At 40.7% G+C, this 17,044-nt stretch carries 18 protein-coding genes, 1 pseudogene and 1 riboswitch; of the genes and pseudogenes, 5 read left to right on the forward strand and 14 right to left on the reverse strand.

What is annotated here, in order from left to right; genetic code table 11:
• Positions 1–137: 137 nt before the first annotated feature.
• The 5 genes from N780_RS14895 to N780_RS14915 all read right to left on the reverse strand — a co-directional run bounded on the left by N780_RS14895 (position 138) and on the right by N780_RS14915 (position 3,939).
• Complete coding sequence (locus N780_RS14895; protein WP_036785883.1) at positions 138–365, reverse strand: DUF2553 family protein; 228 nt, start codon at positions 363–365, stop codon at positions 138–140.
• Positions 366–690: 325 nt separating this feature from the next.
• Positions 691–1,788, reverse strand: a complete 1,098-nt coding sequence (gene msrB / locus N780_RS14900; protein WP_036785886.1) for a peptide-methionine (R)-S-oxide reductase MsrB — start codon at positions 1,786–1,788, stop codon at positions 691–693.
• 347 nt (positions 1,789–2,135) lie between these two features.
• Positions 2,136–2,411: a hypothetical protein gene (locus tag N780_RS14905; protein ID WP_036785889.1), complete on the reverse strand. Its 276-nt coding sequence runs from the start codon at positions 2,409–2,411 to the stop codon at positions 2,136–2,138.
• A 145-nt stretch (positions 2,412–2,556) separates the two neighbouring features.
• Positions 2,557–3,291 (reverse strand): MerR family transcriptional regulator, encoded by a 735-nt coding sequence (locus N780_RS14910; RefSeq protein ID WP_036785892.1) that lies wholly within the window; start codon positions 3,289–3,291, stop codon positions 2,557–2,559.
• A 153-nt stretch (positions 3,292–3,444) separates the two neighbouring features.
• Entirely contained in the window at positions 3,445–3,939 is a 495-nt protein-coding gene (locus N780_RS14915) for a lactoylglutathione lyase family protein (protein ID WP_036785894.1), read from the reverse strand.
• Between the two features lie 118 nt (positions 3,940–4,057).
• On the opposite strand from N780_RS14915, the gene N780_RS14920 reads away from it, so the two are divergent.
• Positions 4,058–4,405, forward strand: a complete 348-nt coding sequence (locus N780_RS14920) for a winged helix-turn-helix transcriptional regulator (RefSeq protein WP_036785897.1) — start codon at positions 4,058–4,060, stop codon at positions 4,403–4,405.
• Positions 4,406–4,470: 65 nt separating this feature from the next.
• Here N780_RS14920 and N780_RS14925 read toward each other — a convergent pair whose 3' ends face one another.
• The 4 genes from N780_RS14925 to N780_RS14940 all read right to left on the reverse strand — a co-directional run bounded on the left by N780_RS14925 (position 4,471) and on the right by N780_RS14940 (position 9,861).
• Positions 4,471–5,502 (reverse strand): MerR family transcriptional regulator, encoded by a 1,032-nt coding sequence (locus N780_RS14925; RefSeq protein ID WP_036785902.1) that lies wholly within the window; start codon positions 5,500–5,502, stop codon positions 4,471–4,473.
• 155 nt (positions 5,503–5,657) lie between these two features.
• Positions 5,658–6,425 carry a nucleotidyltransferase domain-containing protein gene (locus N780_RS14930; protein WP_036785904.1) on the reverse strand — a complete coding sequence of 256 codons (768 nt, stop codon included), beginning with the start codon at positions 6,423–6,425 and terminating at the stop codon, positions 5,658–5,660.
• Positions 6,426–6,569: 144 nt separating this feature from the next.
• On the reverse strand, positions 6,570–7,613 hold the full coding sequence (locus N780_RS14935) for a ribonucleotide-diphosphate reductase subunit beta (protein ID WP_036785907.1): 1,044 nt from the start codon (positions 7,611–7,613) through the stop codon (positions 6,570–6,572).
• A gap of 13 nt (positions 7,614–7,626) precedes the next feature.
• The gene (locus tag N780_RS14940; RefSeq protein WP_036785910.1) at positions 7,627–9,861 is read right to left on the reverse strand and encodes a ribonucleoside-diphosphate reductase subunit alpha; all 2,235 of its coding nucleotides are present in this window, start codon (positions 9,859–9,861) and stop codon (positions 7,627–7,629) included.
• Positions 9,862–10,009: 148 nt separating this feature from the next.
• A riboswitch (cobalamin riboswitch) is annotated at positions 10,010–10,195 on the reverse strand.
• Between the two features lie 185 nt (positions 10,196–10,380).
• Here N780_RS14940 and N780_RS14945 point away from each other — a divergent pair.
• Positions 10,381–10,686 carry a hypothetical protein gene (locus N780_RS14945; RefSeq protein WP_052115105.1) on the forward strand — a complete coding sequence of 102 codons (306 nt, stop codon included), beginning with the start codon at positions 10,381–10,383 and terminating at the stop codon, positions 10,684–10,686.
• A gap of 52 nt (positions 10,687–10,738) precedes the next feature.
• Here the strand turns inward: N780_RS14945 and N780_RS14950 are convergent, their stop codons facing one another.
• From N780_RS14950 to N780_RS14960, 3 genes are all read right to left on the reverse strand, one after another.
• Positions 10,739–11,440 (reverse strand): TspO-related membrane protein, encoded by a 702-nt coding sequence (locus N780_RS14950; protein WP_052115106.1) that lies wholly within the window; start codon positions 11,438–11,440, stop codon positions 10,739–10,741.
• A 241-nt stretch (positions 11,441–11,681) separates the two neighbouring features.
• Positions 11,682–12,584 carry a D-amino-acid transaminase gene (gene dat / locus N780_RS14955; protein WP_036785916.1) on the reverse strand — a complete coding sequence of 301 codons (903 nt, stop codon included), beginning with the start codon at positions 12,582–12,584 and terminating at the stop codon, positions 11,682–11,684.
• A 527-nt stretch (positions 12,585–13,111) separates the two neighbouring features.
• The gene (locus tag N780_RS14960) at positions 13,112–13,861 is read right to left on the reverse strand and encodes a C39 family peptidase (protein ID WP_084599663.1); all 750 of its coding nucleotides are present in this window, start codon (positions 13,859–13,861) and stop codon (positions 13,112–13,114) included.
• Between the two features lie 200 nt (positions 13,862–14,061).
• Between N780_RS14960 and N780_RS14965 the strand changes: the two genes are divergently transcribed.
• From N780_RS14965 to N780_RS14970, 3 genes and pseudogenes are all read left to right on the forward strand, one after another.
• The gene (locus N780_RS14965) at positions 14,062–14,721 is read left to right on the forward strand and encodes a CPBP family intramembrane glutamic endopeptidase (RefSeq protein WP_036786178.1); all 660 of its coding nucleotides are present in this window, start codon (positions 14,062–14,064) and stop codon (positions 14,719–14,721) included.
• Between the two features lie 94 nt (positions 14,722–14,815).
• Positions 14,816–14,902: pseudogene (locus N780_RS20395) on the forward strand (AAA family ATPase); the annotation flags it as partial.
• A 93-nt stretch (positions 14,903–14,995) separates the two neighbouring features.
• Positions 14,996–15,526: an AAA family ATPase gene (locus tag N780_RS14970; RefSeq protein WP_232299549.1), complete on the forward strand. Its 531-nt coding sequence runs from the start codon at positions 14,996–14,998 to the stop codon at positions 15,524–15,526.
• 78 nt (positions 15,527–15,604) lie between these two features.
• On the opposite strand, the gene N780_RS14975 is transcribed toward N780_RS14970, so the two are convergent.
• Both N780_RS14975 and N780_RS14980 read right to left on the reverse strand, forming a co-directional pair.
• Positions 15,605–16,165 carry a nitroreductase family protein gene (locus tag N780_RS14975; RefSeq protein ID WP_036785919.1) on the reverse strand — a complete coding sequence of 187 codons (561 nt, stop codon included), beginning with the start codon at positions 16,163–16,165 and terminating at the stop codon, positions 15,605–15,607.
• A 110-nt stretch (positions 16,166–16,275) separates the two neighbouring features.
• The gene (locus N780_RS14980; RefSeq protein WP_036785922.1) at positions 16,276–16,974 is read right to left on the reverse strand and encodes a CPBP family intramembrane glutamic endopeptidase; all 699 of its coding nucleotides are present in this window, start codon (positions 16,972–16,974) and stop codon (positions 16,276–16,278) included.
• Positions 16,975–17,044: the final 70 nt, after the last annotated feature.

Here is a 17,044-nt window from a genome sequence, read left to right on the forward strand (position 1 = left end):
AACATTCTCTCAGTTTCGAGTCTTCAAGATTACTGCCCTATTCTTGAACAAGCTTGTTATAAAGAATAACAACAGCAAACTTTAACAGAGCCAATAAAAAGGTGCTCTGCAGCGTTTGCAGAGCACCTCTCACTAGATTAACACCAACCTAAGTCGCAATCATGAACGAATTGAGTGACTGGCTCCCCTGCTTCTTCCACTTTATATATACGATGTCCCTCCGCTAAAAACCCGGACTGAAGCAAGTACTCTTTCTTGTTGTTTCGAAACGTTATTTCACCAATACGGTCCTTATTAAGGAACAGTTCGAAACCATCTCCATTCACTTTCCCTACCACACGCTCAGTAATCTCGACTTTTCTCATCCTTTTCCTCCCTCATTGGTTACATAATTCAGGACAAAAGACAAAGGCCTGTAACGTAAACTAGAAAAGATGTAAGATAGCCTCTATTTCCCCTCCTTTATATCCTCTTACTCTATAAATATAAAGAAGCAACAGCAAAAAGAACGAATGTTCAGACTTTTATCGACAGAAATTTAAACCTTTATTAAGCCTCATCATTAGAGGTATATGAAGCATCTACGTTCTCCCTCTCTTACCTATATAAATTCTTTAAGACTACCAGAGAATCCTACAGGCATAACAAAAAAGGCAGCCGAAGTACTACTCCAGCTCCCCCTTACCCATCTTACTTTTCAAATTGACCCAAGAATTGTCCGTAACCCCTTTCCTTCATCTCCTCTTTTGGAATGAATTCAAGTGCTGCGGAGTTCATACAATAGCGAAGACCCGTTGGTTCAGGACCATCTTCAAACACGTGTCCTAAGTGAGAGTCCGCCTTTTTGCTTCGAACTTCGGTCCGTGTTCCAAATAATCCTGGATCTGGTTTTGTTACAACGTTTTCTTCGACTAATGGCTTTGTGAAACTCGGCCATCCTGTGCCTGATTTATATTTATCTTTAGAGCTAAACAAGGGCTCTCCAGAAACAATATCCACATAAATTCCTTCTTCTTTGTTGTCCCAATAGGCATTATCAAACGCAGGCTCTGTGCCGTCTTCCTGTGTCACTTTATACTGCATATCTGTAAGCATTTCTTTTAACTCTTCATCTGAATAGTTACCTGGGATATCAACCTTTAAATCCTCTCCCCAAGTATTTTCTAAATAGTCATCCCGTCCAGAGTTGCTTCGGTAAATCTTATAACGAACTGAATTTTCCTTATAATAATCCTGGTGGTAATCTTCTGCTTTATAAAACGTTTTCGCTTCACGGATTGGAGTGACAATCTCTTTATCAAATCGACCTGATTCCGCTAACTTCTCCTTAGAAGCTTCTGCAGCTTTCTTTTGTTCTTCATCATGATAGAAGATCGCTGTCGTGTATTGATATCCTCGATCTACGAACTGACCTCCATCATCAGTTGGATTGATTTGTCTCCAAAAGACTTCTAGTAAGGTTTCATAACTGATAACATCAGGGTCGTAGTGGACTTGGACAGCTTCAATATGTTCAGTAGAACCTGAGGAAACATCGTTATAGGATGGATTCTCCATATCTCCACCTGTATAACCGGACAGGACCTCACTTACTCCATTTAACTTCTCAAAAGGAGGCTCCATACACCAAAAACAACCACCTGCGAATGTGGCTACCGCTTCATATTCATCAGCATTTACCGCTTCGCTCCCTGTTGATCGTTCAAAGACATATTTATACCCCATCGGAATGAAAATAATCCCCAATACGACAACAACAACGGCAGAAAGAATCCACTTTAGTTTCATTCTGTTGTTTCCTCCTTCATGTTGAATGGTAGTGCAAAACGCGTTTCTTGCTTGTCTTATGAGATATGCAACATGAACCTATCTCCATCTTGCGTATAACGGATGGCATTTTCAACCAAATTGCTCAGTACATTCTCCTTTAATTAAAGCTGTCAAAAACCCATGAATTCGATTACGATATTCGGCTTCTTTTTCATTATAAACGATAATCGTGACCCCTTACTATTATAAATCTCGGATTCGTGATAAAAGGTAATAGCCCTAACGATCATATTTAATCCACCCATAACAAAGCGATTAACGTGTTCTACGTTAATCGCTTTGTTTCATTTCTAACTATTTTTAGATCATTCATAGTTGGAACTTAACAAATACCCTACCAATGCTATACAGCCAACAACAATGGAAAGAATAAACAATACTCCATATCCCCCACTATAAAGATTTGGATTGTAGTTATGGTAAGGTGTTAAAAGTAGTGCACTAAAAATGCTAAGTACGATTACAGTAAAAAAACTTTTATTGTAAATCGCCTTCGTGCGAGAATCTTTTCCTTTAATTAGGCTATACATAACGGAAATACTAAGAGCACTCCCAAACGCAATAACAATAAACAAATTCAAAAAAAAGCCTCCTAGCCGCTTAAAATCCTTAATCCATTCATATTTTATCATTCGACAAATATGGCTAGAGTCCTCTTAATAGTAAGCTTGAAAATGAGGGAATTTGGTTTAATTCAGACCTGTACGCATACGAGAAGCAGTCCTTCTATGATTTATTTCTGTCCGCATAGAATGCCATGGCTTCTTTCATAAAAGCCGCCAGACCTTCTCCGTATTGATCAATATTTTGAGTGAAACGCTCATCATCGACATACAGTTGCCCCAGACCTTTAAAAGCCTCCGGTGAATACTCACCAATACGGTTCAGAAACTGGTACCACTCCCCGATTGTACATTGCGCTTCATCAGAATCAGGAGCGTCATAACGTAACTTAGCAAGCTTGGTAAAAATAATACCTGTTTCTTCTTTTATCTTCTCTGGACCCATTTTGGCGATGTTTTGTTTAGATTCGTCTACCGCTTTTTCCCCATACTTTTCCCGTGCTTCTTGTTCATAAGGATTTTGACTAAAATCAAACCCCTCAAACTTTTCTTTATTCGTCATTGTCATCTCCCCTTTTGCGTGCTGAATGGTTTTATCCACCGTTTCAACCATTTGATTCAATCGATTTCTCTTTTCAATCAAAAGGTTGCGGTGCAGCTCTAGCGCTGCGATCCGATCAAAGTCAGACGAATGGATCACTTTTTTTATTTTCTTTAAAGAGAACCCCATTTCTTTAAAGAAAAGAATTTGCTGAAGCATTTCAAGGTCCGTATTCGAGTAGATTCGATAACTCGCATCTGTCGTCTCACTAGGACACAGCAGACCAATCTCATCGTAATAATGGAGCGTCCGCACACTGATCCCTGTTAGATCAGCAACCTCTTTTACTTTCAACATGGTGTGAGCCTCCTTCCTAATGAAAACTATAAGCTATCACGTAACGTGAGAGTCAATAACAATTACAACGAACTCTTCTGTCTACGGCTCTGTTACTGTCAATCTTTATGCCATACAAAAATCCCCTAGTATTTAAACCAGGGGAGTCGTACTTTAATATTCACCAGCAGAGTATGTTAACTCATAACTATGCGTATAAATTTCAAAGACATTACCAAACGGGTCTTCTACATAAACCATTTTATATGGCTTTTCGTCTGGGTAGTATTCACGAATCGGCATGCGTTGTTTACCGCCATAGGATTTAATTGTTTCAACCATTTCTTCAATATTTGGGTCTTGAATACAGAAGTGGAAGATTCCTGTTTTCCAATATTCAAAATTGTCTTCTGGTGTTTCATTGTTCCCGAATTCGAATAGCTCAACTCCTATGCGGTCTCCTGTAGATAAGTGGGCAATACGGAATTCCTCCCAGTCATTGCCGAATACATCACGGCACATTTGCCCTACTGGTGTATCATCATTATAGACCGGAGATGGTTCCATTATGACGTACCATCCGAATACTTCTGTATAGAATTTAACTGCTTCTTCAATATTAGGTACAGATAGACCGATGTGTGAGAAGTTTCTTGGATATGGTTGCATGTCTTTTCCCTCCTGTTTATCTTTTGACAATTGTCATTGTATATAAGTATAGTTCAGTATGTAAGTATGCACTTTTAGGTTAGAGACTAACCTAAAAGTAAGTAAAGGGGGGCAAACATTGGACGAGACTCTCTTAACAGATGAACACGGAAAGTTAAAATGTTCGATTCAATATACACTAAAGAAAATGGGCGGGAAATGGAAGCCCGTTATCCTTTGGCACCTTGGAACAGAAGGTGCTTACCGATATAATGCACTCAGACGTTTGTTACCAGGTGTGTCACATAAGGTGCTAACTCAGCAGTTAAAAGAACTAGAAACAGACGGATTTATTCACCGTAAACAATACGATGAAATGCCTCCGAAAGTTGAGTATACATTAACAGATAAAGGGATAACGCTTATGCCGATCCTTCATGCCATGCATGATTGGGGAACGGCGAATGGTGAGGATTTTTCAGAGTAACATCCCGATAAAATATCGAAAACACTCAGATTACAAGAACCTGAGTGTTTTTGATATGAGATCGTTTAGTGTTTCTCTGCATATACCATATGCAAGATATCGTTGAATACATAGGTGTGAACCGTGTAACCTATCTTCTTAAACCAAGCCTCCAAGTTCGATCGATTCGCATAATATTCATCTTCAATAGCAAAGATTGCTTCCCGGTTGCCAGCTTCTTTAAAGTCACCAATAACTCGCTCACGATCATGTTGGTCAGCAAACATGAGGTCTACAATTACAACCCGTCCCTTTGACCTTAAAATTCGATTCATCTCCATGAGAGCTAATTCCTTTTCTTCCTCTGTCACATGGTGGAGGGCATAACTTGTTGTGATAAAATCAGCCTCATCATCCATGACGGGGAGCGCCAGAAAATGCCCATGACGAACGTCGATCTGTGGATGTTTTTCTTTACATACATTCAGCATTTCATCAGACTGATCCACACCTATGACATGAGCACCATGTGGGATACACTGTGAGCCAAGATTTCCTGTGCCAATCCCAATATCAACACCCGTTTCCCCTTCGGCTGGTTGAACAAATTCAATGGCCTTTGCGAGAGCTTCTCCATAATGTTCATGAACATTAAATCGATAGCCATTCATCTTCAGACTCTCATCATATTCCCGTGCCTGACTGTTAAAATCCCACTGGTCCTGCCACCCTTTACGTTTCTCTTTTACATTCTTTAATTGATCAGCTAGTGCGAAGATATCTTCTTTCACAAGCTCTTCACCCGTTTTCTTATTTAGCATTTGGTCGATTGTGCCAATCATATCTTTAATTTCTAACCACTCTTCATAGAGCGCCGAGCGTTGGGCATTTAAATAACGTTCAACTTCTTCTTCGTTGTGAAGCGTGTTTTTAATTTGCTGTGTGGACAAACCCACTTCTCTTAGCGCCAGAATTGTCTGGAGCCTCCATAGGTGATCATCACTGTAAGAGCGATAATCGTTTTCTCCTTTATCAGGCTGTATCAATCCCTTTTCCTCATAAAATCGAATTGTTCTCGGCGTCGTGTTTAACCGGTTAGCAACTTCTTTTATTTTCACAACATCTTCCCCCTTTGTTCATAAACCTATCGTAAACGTTAACGTTACGTTAAGGTAAAGAGGTTTTTTGGAATTTTTATTTATGTACAATGAGCCTGTTCACAAAAGGGGTGGATCAATCTCTTGAGGAAATATAATTCTCCTTCATCCTAGTCCTACTCCAATTTTTCATATTTTTTAACTGTGTTTCTAAAGAAAACATCTAGCTCCTCTGTAATGCTTGTACGTTCACCTTGAGCATCCTGCAAATATAATTCTATCTCTTCCATTTGTTCTTCAATATAAGCATCTACACGAGAAAGGCGATCTATTTTAGTTTGACTTGGCCTGCACGTTTTAATTTCTAATAAATATTTCAACTCTTCCTTTAAATGCTGATTATGGATTAGTTGGTCTACAATGTATTGAACGTTTATTCCAGGAAATTGACCGAATTTCATAATCATGGAGCACATTAAGAATGGCCGAACTACATTAAGGTATTTCTTAACCGCTACCTCATTCTCTTGACCTAGTTCTTTCAAATTCCGCTTCGCCATTTTGTGATAATGGTGCAAAACCGGTATCGGTTTGAACGCTGTTTGGGTGATGTTTCTTAATGTATTCATAAAGTCTTCATCTTCATCGTAAACAACGTCAGAATGAAGCCATTCAAGAACCGATGGATTCGACTTTTTAAGAAGATGCAGGGCCTTACGAAGCTCCCAACCGCTCAGATCCAATTGATCAGAGATCGGCATTTCAATGACATCCCTCTTCTCATCAATGGATAAGTACCAATCAAGGGGATGAACATAAATAAAACGCACATCATAGTCACTCGCTTCATTCCAAAGCCCATACGCCCGGCTACCAGCCTCACAAGCATATAAAACCTTCACACCATATTCCCTCTCGATCTCTCTTAACTTATCATTCACCATATAAACATCCCCCTCATCGCTGCACATCACTAAAGGGTGCCAGACACCCTTCAATGCTCTAAAGCAACAGCGCGTGCCAGACACCCTTTAACCTGCTAAAGGGTGTCTGGCACGGTTTTGTTTGTTATGGTTTAGTGTACCACGTTAGAGGTCATCGAATCCGTTGTCCTGGTAGTGAACTTTAGTGTATTGGCGTGGTTTCTGTTCGAAGAAGTCTGATTTTCCGCTGTTGACGTCTTGATAGGCTTTAATCCATTTAAGGGGATTTTTGGTGTAGCCTTCAAACGGCTTCTCTGCGCCAAGTTCTTTGCAACGTTTATTGGCCATGAATTTAATATAGTCCTCAACATCTTGCATCGATAACCCTTCAAAATCATCCCCTATAATGTAGCGCCCCCACTTAATCTCTAAGTCGGCTGCTTCTCTAAATGTATCCGACACAAACTGCATGAATTCTCCGGTCTTATATTCAGGATTTTCAGCGAGCACTTCCTTAAATATGTGCTCGAACAAATTCACGTGAATCTGTTCATCACGGTTAATATAATTAATCATCGTGCTCGTTGAGACCATTTTTTGATTGCGCGCTAAATTATAAAAGAAGGCGAACCCTGCATAGAAGAAAAGCCCCTCTAATACAACGTCATACACGATCGACTTTAAGAATGACTCGACAGATTCCTCTTCGACAAAGTCTTTATACCCTTCCGCAATGAACGCATTTCGTTCAAGCAGGACTTCATCATGTTTCCAATATTCGAATATGGCATCTTGTTCTTGTTTATCAACAAGAGATGATAATACATAGGAATAGGACTGATTATGAACAACTTCCTGGAATGAAAGCACCTGCATCAGAGCTGTTAAACTTGAATCTGTTAGGTAATCGGCTACTTTTCCGCTGTAATCTGTCTGAATCGAATCCAAAAAGGCCAGTAGTCCAATTATCTTTTTGAACGTATCCTGCTCTTTATCACTTAGTTCGCCCCACTGCCTAAGGTCATTCGTCATATTGATTTCATTTGGGATCCAAAAGTTTGCTAGCATATTTTTATACATCGGATAGGCCCAGCTGAAACGGACATCATCCCAGTTCAATACGTTTGAACTTTCCCCGTTAATAATGCCCGTTGAACGATTCGGAGCGTCGATATTATAAAGGTTTCTCTTTTGTAATTGAGTCTTCACGCTTCTCCCCTCCTTAAGATGAACAGCTTTCACAGTCTTCAAGATCTTCTGTACTTGTCGAGCGCATATAGTACGTCGTTTTGCATTTCTCACGCCAAGCTCTCAGGTGCAAGTCTAATAGTTCTTTCGCTTGAACCGTGTTCTTCACGTACACATTAAATGAGATTGATTGGTCAATATGACGCTGCCGCGCTGCGTTTTGACGGATGCTCCATTTCTGATCGATTTCATAAGCTGACTTATAAAACCAATACGTAGTCGGTGTTAAATCAGGTGCCGTAACGGGAATCTTGTAGTCTTTCTTTTCTTCTGAATAGAACTTCTGGAAGATCGGATCAATACTTGCTGTACTACCAGCGATTAGAGAAGTCGAGGAATTGGGCGCAACCGCCATTAGGTACCCATTCCGAAGACCACCCTGTTGAACCTCATTCTTTAAAGCAGTCCATTCTTCCCCTTCATAGCCGCGAACCGTAAAGTAGTCTCCCGTTTGCCATTTCGATCCTTCAAAATAAGGATAAGCGCCTTTTTCTTGCGCTAACTTATGACTGGCTTGAATGGTGAGATAGGCGATCTTTTCATATAACGAGTCAGCGTACTGAACAGCCTCTTCTGACTCCCAACGGATCCCCTTTACAGCCAGAAGGTGATGCCATCCGAATGTGCCAAGTCCAATGCTCCGGTAACGCTGATTCGTGAGCTGCGCTTGCAAGACAGGGATGTTATTCAACTCTATGACATTATCAAGCATGCGCACCTGAATCGGAATCAAACGTTCAAGCGCCCCATTCGGAACAGATTTACCAAGATTAATACTCGAGAGATTGCAAACAACAAAATCCCCGGCATCTTTCACAGTGACAATTTGGCCATCTTCCGTGTAGTGCTCTTTCACTGTCGTTGTGCTTTGGTTTTGCGTAATTTCCGTACACAGATTGGTGCAATACACCATTCCTTTATGGCTATTGGCATTCTTACGGTTCACTTCATCCCGGTAAAACATAAACGGTGTTCCTGTTTCTAGCTGAGAAACCATAATACGTTTCATGATTTCAATGGCTGAAACCGTCTTCTTTTCTATGCGAGGTTCGTTCACACATTCCCAATACTTCTCTCGAAAGCTACCAGCGCCTTCTTTCTCGTCATAATAATCTTCTAAACTATACCCCATAACCGTCCGCACTTCATGAGGGTCAAATAAATACCAGTCTTCTCGGTTCTCTACCGCTTCCATAAACAAATCTGGTAGCGTAACGCCAGTAAATAAATCGTGAGTACGCTGACGATCGTCCCCATTATTTAACTTCGCGTCGAGGAAGGAGAAGATATCACGGTGCCAGATATCCAAGTACACGGCAATCGCACCCTGACGTTGGCCGAGCTGATCGACACTAACGGCTGTATTATTCAGCTGTTTCATCCATGGAATCACACCCGAACTCACGCCTTTAAAACCTCTAATATCACTGCCACGGGAGCGAATCTTTCCAAGATAGACACCAAGTCCACCTCCGCTCTTCGATAAATTGGCAATGTCCGTGTTACTATCAAAAATGCCTTGCAAACTATCATCAACCGTATCAATAAAGCAACTCGATAACTGCCCGTAGCTTTTCCCTGCATTGGCAAGAGTCGGCGTGGCAACAGTCATATATAAATGACTAAGCGCCCAATACGCTTCTTTTACAAGGTCAAGACGATAATCCGTATCTTCTTCCGCCATCAGCGTCATCGCGATGATCATAAATCGTTCCTGAGGAAGCTCGTACAAGCGACCATCGTGGTCTGTTGCCAAGTACCGGTCTGCCAATGTCTTTAATCCAATATACGTGAAGAACGCGTCACGTTCTGGAACAATTTCTTTACCAAGCTTATCAATGTCATTTTTCGTATAACTTGTTAACATCCACTCGCTGTATATGCCTTTTGTATGTAGCGTTTGAATAAGAGAGTAAAAGTCAGGATAGGCTTCTTCCTTTGTATGAAGGCGGTGAAGGGCTGCTTGTTCATACAAATACTGAGCGTATACACGCGCACACACATACGTCCAATCCGGCTTTTCTTCATCCATCTGGTCCAATCCTTTTAAAATCACCTCATTATAAAGTTGATAATAAGATTCAATCCCTTTTGTTTGGATGAACTGATCAGCTACCCTCTTCAATTTCGCTATATCTAGGTGTGGGTACTCTTTATGTGCTTTTTCTAGAACAGAGTAAATCCCCGTACTTTCTTGAACCACGTTCATTTAATAACCTCCTCCTAAAATAAAAAATCCGTTCCTCTTTCACCAGGGAAAGAGAAACGGATCAAACGACAGGACAACAAGACGAACCAACATAAGGCTCATCTAGCTGAGGCTATCGTTTCATCTTCTCAATCCCCGAAGAAAAAGAAACTTTTAGCGAGTGCAGGCAGGTCTCCTGACTCGTGCATCTTCCTACTCTGAGACCTTCCCATGCTTTTTTAGCACAGTGGAACCTCTCATTTCGTCCACACTTACAGTTGCGGGGACAGTTCTGGGCTTTCACCAGATTCCCTTTCAAGCCTTGAATAGGCACCTTGCAACTCGCTTATAAATCAATATGTAGTGTTTTTTTATCATCTTCTTGTATATCTTGTGTATATAGTAAGATATTTCTTCTATGAAATCAAGTCTTGATGTTTATCGAAATTAGTAGTAATAGTATATTTTCGAAATCTTTTACAAACTCCCCCTCCTTCACATATAATGATAAAAAGCAATGGATTAAGGGAGGTCGTTAGGTTGCTTTACAGACCTAGAAAACCTGTGATTCAGAAAGATCTTTCGCCAGAAGAACAAGAATACTTAGATGGGCTCCCTAAGCAAAATCACCTGGGGATTCTAGCCATGTTTTTTGGCGGTCTTGGTTTTGCATTCGGCTCATTTTATATCTCAATTCCTATTGCCGCGTTACTATATAGCATCGCAACGGTCCGCACATTTGATCAAAAAAAACATGATAACCCGTGGCCTTTCTTTATAGGGCTTGCCTTAAGCACGGTTGGCATCGTCCTTCATATTATTCAGTACACCCAGCCGTTTATATAGTTCCTGAAGCACATATAAAAACCTGCTCTATAAAAAAGGCAGGTTTTGTGTATTATTTAGCTTTTGTTTTAAACCAATTCACAACAAGAACGATCAACAACAGAGCCGCGAATCCTCCCGTGATAAACTTTATTAGCGCACTATCTTGATAGAGATAGATCGCCACATATCCCCAAACAAAGACAAGAGGAAACAAGTAGTCTTTTTGCAAAAAATGAAAAGACAGTGCAATGAGCCCTCCTGCTGTGAGCATGATGACCGCCCAACCAAGTTCTCCAATAGAAAGGATCTCCTCAATTCCATTTCCTTTAATCGCCACAAAGGCTGCCACAATAGTCGCAATAGACGTCCAGCCTAAATAGATCGAAAAAGGAACGCGATACTTGGACGATGGTAAGCCTAACCCTTGAATAATCGTATACACCACACAAAGCGTAAGTAGTGACAAGGCGATAAACAAGATAGACGGAGTTGTACTCACTACGACTGATGTCCCTGATAAAATCATACTAATCGGGAACCAAAGACCAATCCCTTGCACGACTCGATCTAATTCTTCGTCCGCAAAAAAGGATTTCATAATGAGCCATAGTAGCAACAGGTAAATAAGTCCCCAGATCGAAAAGGCATAAGGCGCAGGCATCACATAGACTTGTTCCATAGATCCTCTCATAAAATCCGCAATGAAAACCGAAGTCACAATTAAATAAACAAAACTAGCCAAATTAAACAATTTCAATACTAATGCATTCATAGCGTTTTCCCTCCCCTCCCGGATAACAAAAGCATAAAATGGACAACTAGTACAGTGTATGTTTGAAACATAAAGGTAATCCATTATTTTCACGTAATTTCCTTACGTCTCTGGATTAAACCCAGAACCCTTCCAAACAGTTAAATCAGGTCAAGCAGATCCTTCTACCCTAGCAATGATTAGAAGAAAACACGGAATAACTAAAAGGCATGACTCCAACAATAGGAGTCATGCCTTTTTCTTATCCAGAAACGGGTCTCTCTTCCGCTGCTTCTGGAAAGATAGATTTTGATTTAGGAATACTAGCGTCTTTCTCATATGCCTGTTGTAATTGTTGAGTAACAGGCCCTGGATTTCCTGTCCCTACTGTGATGTTATCAACCTTAACGACCGGCATAACTTCAGCCGTACTACTTGAGATAAACATCTCATCTGCTTCAGCAATATCATCCAGGCTAAAAGCTGCTTGAATAAATGGAAAACCAAGCTGTCTAGACAATGCTTCCACACGCATACGCACACAACCATGCAAAATATTTTCCGTAGCAGGATGTGTATAAATAATTCCATCTTTCACAAGGTAAACGTTTGAAGAACTACCTTCTGTAACCTTTTTGTTGCGATGTAAAATGGCTTCAAAAGCCCCTTTTTCAGTCGCTTCTTGCTTTGCCATGACGTTCGGCAATAGATTTAAGCTTTTAATATAGCAATAATCCCAGCGTACATCAGGCTGCGTAATAGTCGTAACCCCTTGTTGCAATGCATCTACTTTTCTTGGCATTTCCTGAACATACGCATATAAATTAGCTGGAACATCTTTTGGAAAAGCATGGTCACGAGGAGCGGACCCCCGCGTTAACTGTAAATATACTTTCGCATCTTGATCTACATTATTCTGCTTAAGCAATTCATCTAATTTTTCATATGTCTCTTCTTTCGAGAAAGGCATCTTAATCTTAATTGCCTTTGCTGAACGGAACAATCGCTCTACATGTTCTTTAATTAAGTAGTATTGACCACCATAAATCCGAATGACCTCATAGACTCCATCACCAAACTGGAGACCTCGTTCCTCAAACGGATAACGAAGCTCATCGCGATTCACAAACCCCTGATCCGTTAACAAATATGGCTTTATACTCATTTTGAACCACCTCATCTCGTTAAGTTACTACTTTTACAAGGACAACCATAAATTCAACCTGTCCCCAATATAAATTCCGGTTCGATATAGTGTATCAAATTGTCGCAACATTGTGTATAGTTATGCTTCAATTGTTAGGCTTCTGTAATGTAATCTTTTTTAGATACTTTTCAAACATGGCGGCGGAGATGGTTTCAGGAGAGGGGGAGCTCCTATCGGGATAAGAGGTCTTTCAGCTTGAGCCGTTATTTCTCTAACTCGAGCCATTCCACCTCATCTTGAGCCACCCTCTCCCCGCTTGAGCCGTTACGACTGGACTTGAGCTGTTATTTCGCTCTTTTGAGTCGTTAACTTGAAAACTTAAGCCGTTTCCCTACGCTCTTAAGCCATAAAACCTCAACTTGAGCCGGTCGCCCACGCTCTTAAGCCACAAAACCTCAACTTGAGCCGGTCGCCCACGCTCATAAACCACCAACCAAAAAACCACGAAGCCGAAGAGGCTCGTGGTTTCCCAACTTAAAATTAGCTTAGTTACTGCTTTGCCAAAAATGAAAGACTTCCTTATTCCCATTTTGAATGGTAATCGCCTGGGATCCCATTTGTTTCCACCCTTTTATAAAGGATGATCGGAGCAAACGTCGATTTTGTTGTCCTGTCAGAGGATCATTTACGTAAATATACTTCGCATCATAACCAGTAATGACAACAGAATGCTCCCGGTACGTCACACGAATCGGTCCATTTGATGTATGCCATGTCACCCACTGATGGGGTGGGAGAGTGTTAAAGTGAGAATTTTGGATAACCCAAACCGGGTTTCCCTTCGCAACTTCACGTAGAACCTCCACGAACGGTTGACCTGTTAAATCAACGGCAAGATCTCCCACATAAGACGTCGCTAGTTCATGAATGGGCTTGTGGTAGACCCCTAGTCCTGGGTTTTTATACGTATACATGTCACCTACAAATCCCTCGTTTGGATCTCCAAAATAGACTTTCCCACCTTTAACCTGGTAGATCGCCGGATTCTTCTTCACTTTTCTTGCCAGGTCCATTTTATCTACTTCAATCCCCTTTGAATGAAGCAACATGGCAAGACTGGTTACTTCACAACCGCGCGGAAGTTCAGGCATTTGCCTAATGATAGGGATGGTCATCCGATAAGAATTTGGGATAGGCTGATTTATACTAGAAGCAGAAGTCAACTTAGTCTTTCCCATTATGGGGATAGCAAATATAGACAATACAATTAACGTTATCACAAACAATTTCTTCATTCTTTCACCTTCTTCAAGAATCAAAGATTATTGTGGCTCTTTTTGAACCAAAATATGAAGAAGGATCTCAACCAAAAGGAGATTAAACAATAAGAAACCCTCAACATCAAAAGATTAATATGGGCTCCTATCATATATTGTTACGACTAACTTCGCATCTTTTGTTACACTAAAGGAGAGTTCGATTGGAGGATATTGGCATGCGGTATGTGTTGTACTACGGGCCATCGGTGATGATCTTTATTGGATTGCATGTGTTCTCAAGCGTCCCTCTCACCTTTTGGCTCTTCTATAGTTGGCTGTTCCTTGTTCCATTCATTGATGGGATGCTTATCAAGCACAAGACGTGGCGCGAAACATTGAACTGGATATGCTTTCACAAGCCGCACCACTCCATTAAGATCGGACTGATCAGTGGAATGATTGCCTTTATATCTATCTTCGGCGGAGTGGCTGTTCTTCATGATTGGATTATAAATAAAGAAAAAGCCATATCGCTTTTAGAAAAGTGGGGGATCACAGATAAAGGCATTATTGTAATGGTCCTCGTTTTGGTGATCATTAACCCTATTCTTGAAGAAACGTATTGGCGCGGATATATGCATACTAAAATTGTAGAACGAAAAGGACTTAGGCGAGCCATTTTCATCACAGCTTTTTTCTATTCTTTGTACCACCTTCTTTCCCTTGTCCCCATTTTTGAATGGCCGGTTAATTTTTTGTTTGTGATTCCCGTGTTCATCGCAGGATTATTCTGGGGATGGATGAGGCACAAGTACAATACCATGATTGGTACAATGGTCAGTCATTCCCTAGCTGATATAGGAATCGTGTGCGTCTATTTCTTCTTCATTCGATAACATTCTAAAAAGGAGTGAACGTATGATCCAACTGTAGTCCGTAGAGCTCCCGAAAAAAGCAAAGAAGAATGAGTATCCTTTCTCCCTCCCGTTCATTCAAACATTTGATCATCTTACATTCGAAAAACCTATCACGATTCTTGTTGGAGAAAATGGGACCGGTAAATCGACATTTCTAGAAGGTCTGGCTACAAATGTTGGAAGCATCCTAATCGGGGGTGAGTCCATTGATCTAGACCCTTCGCTTGATCCTGTGAGACCTTTAGGAGATGCAATGAAAGTAACGTGGAGAGTACGAACGAAAAAGGGGCTCTTCTTTCGAGCAGAGGATTTCATTTCCTTTACCAAACGAATAGCAGAAGTACGCGAAGAATCGAAAGAAAAATTACGTGAAATTAAAGAGAAAGACCCTTATTCCTTGGAGGTGCTCCCCTATGCCAGAACGATTCATGAGCTCAAGCAACTATACGGAGACGGCTTAGAAATCCGTTCACATGGTGAGAGCTTCTTGGATCTATTTCAATCCAGGTTTAAACCAGGAGGCGTATACATACTAGATGAGCCAGAAGCTCCCTTGTCTCCTTTAAAACAACTATCCCTCATCTCTATGATTAAAGATATGATAAAAGAAGACGCTCAGTTTATCATCGCCACCCACTCTCCGATGTTAATGGCGTTGCCTGATGCTGACATTTATCAAATTGAAGAAGGAAATCTGACGAACGTTTCATTTGAAGACATAGAGCACGTCAAATTAACGAAAGATTTCCTTGATCAACCTGAACGTTTCATTCGTCATTTATAACCACATAAAAAAGCTGCGCTTCTTCATTCAAGCGCAGCTTCACCTATTTGGATGCTTTATCCTCATACATCAATACTATTACTGAGTATCTCGCGTTAACCCATGACGGAGTTTTGATTGGAGTGGCTCTCGCTCTTTCATTTTTGGTACGACAGCAGGATAACCTATATGAAGAAGCCCCACTAATTCTTCATGCTCAGACACTTCAAGGAGTTGCTTCATTTCTTCATCTTGCATGAAACCAGGCGTTTTCCAAACGACTCCTATCCCCTTCTCCCAAGCGAGTAACGAAAAGTTCTGAATTAAGCTGGATACAGCTCCATAGTCATCACGGTAGACTTTCTCTTTTTCATTCACATCGATAATGACGGCCAGCATATGGGAAGGAGCATCATCTGAAAGGGGCTCCTGCTCAGGAACTGGCTTCCCCTTCTTAAGCGCCTTTTTACTCTTAATTAGATGCTGCAGAGGCGCTTGATCTTGACGATCTAATAACACAAAACGCCATGGCTGCGTCATTTTATGGTTGGGTGCATACCGCGCGATCTCTAACAGTTCTTCTATAGTAGTAACGTCTACTTCTTCTTTCTTAAAGGAACGAATGGATCTTCTATTTAAAATAGCTTCTCTTAATTCCATCTATAACTCTCCTCGCCATAATTGAAAATCATTATCATTTACTTACAATTATACGGGTTTAATATAAAACGTCAATGATAACTGTTATCACTTATTGCGAACATCTACCCTCAACTCGCAAAGGCCGTTAGAGTAACGGCTATTCCATTAAAAGCCCCATGAATGATCATGGAAGGCACTACCGATCCTGATTTCTCATATGCCCATGCAAATATGAGACCGCCTATAAACGTTATAGGCAGTGTATTATAGGTTGGAATATGAACAAGCATAAAAATGACAGAGCTTACGACCAAACTCATACTTACGCCCCATTTCAACCTGAACCATTTGTATAGAAAACCACGATAAAAGATCTCTTCATAGATCGGGGATATAACAGCAGCGGAAATAAATCCTATGGTAAAAGTGAGCCAGGTTACATTCATTGTTAGTGATTCCGTCTTTTGGTTATCCACCCCCACTGCGAGAAGATCTAATCCTACTATGATAAGGACACTAGCCACTATATAGATGAGCGTCCACAGAATGATCCACTTCCCATATTCCCTCGAGAATAATTGCACCCCAACGCATTTCCAACTATAACCAAATGGACGTAAGGCTATAAAATAAACTGAAGTCATGAATATAATTGCCATAGCAAAACCAGTCAGCGTGCCAGAATAAAGTTCGTTCCCAAGCCAATCATATAAGAGATCTTTCAAGAACCCTTCAACCAAGATCGGTACAAGAATAAAAGCAATGAAAAGCGCCACCATCAGTTCCCGATAAGTCCATCTCACTTGTCCATGGAATTTTCCCTTCATTTTATACCCTCCAAATTATGTATATGTTATGTTAAATACTAGTTGGTTACGTAACGTAACGTGCAAGAAC

The organism is Pontibacillus chungwhensis BH030062, assembly GCF_000770675.1.
GTDB lineage: Bacteria > Bacillota > Bacilli > Bacillales > BH030062 > Pontibacillus > Pontibacillus chungwhensis.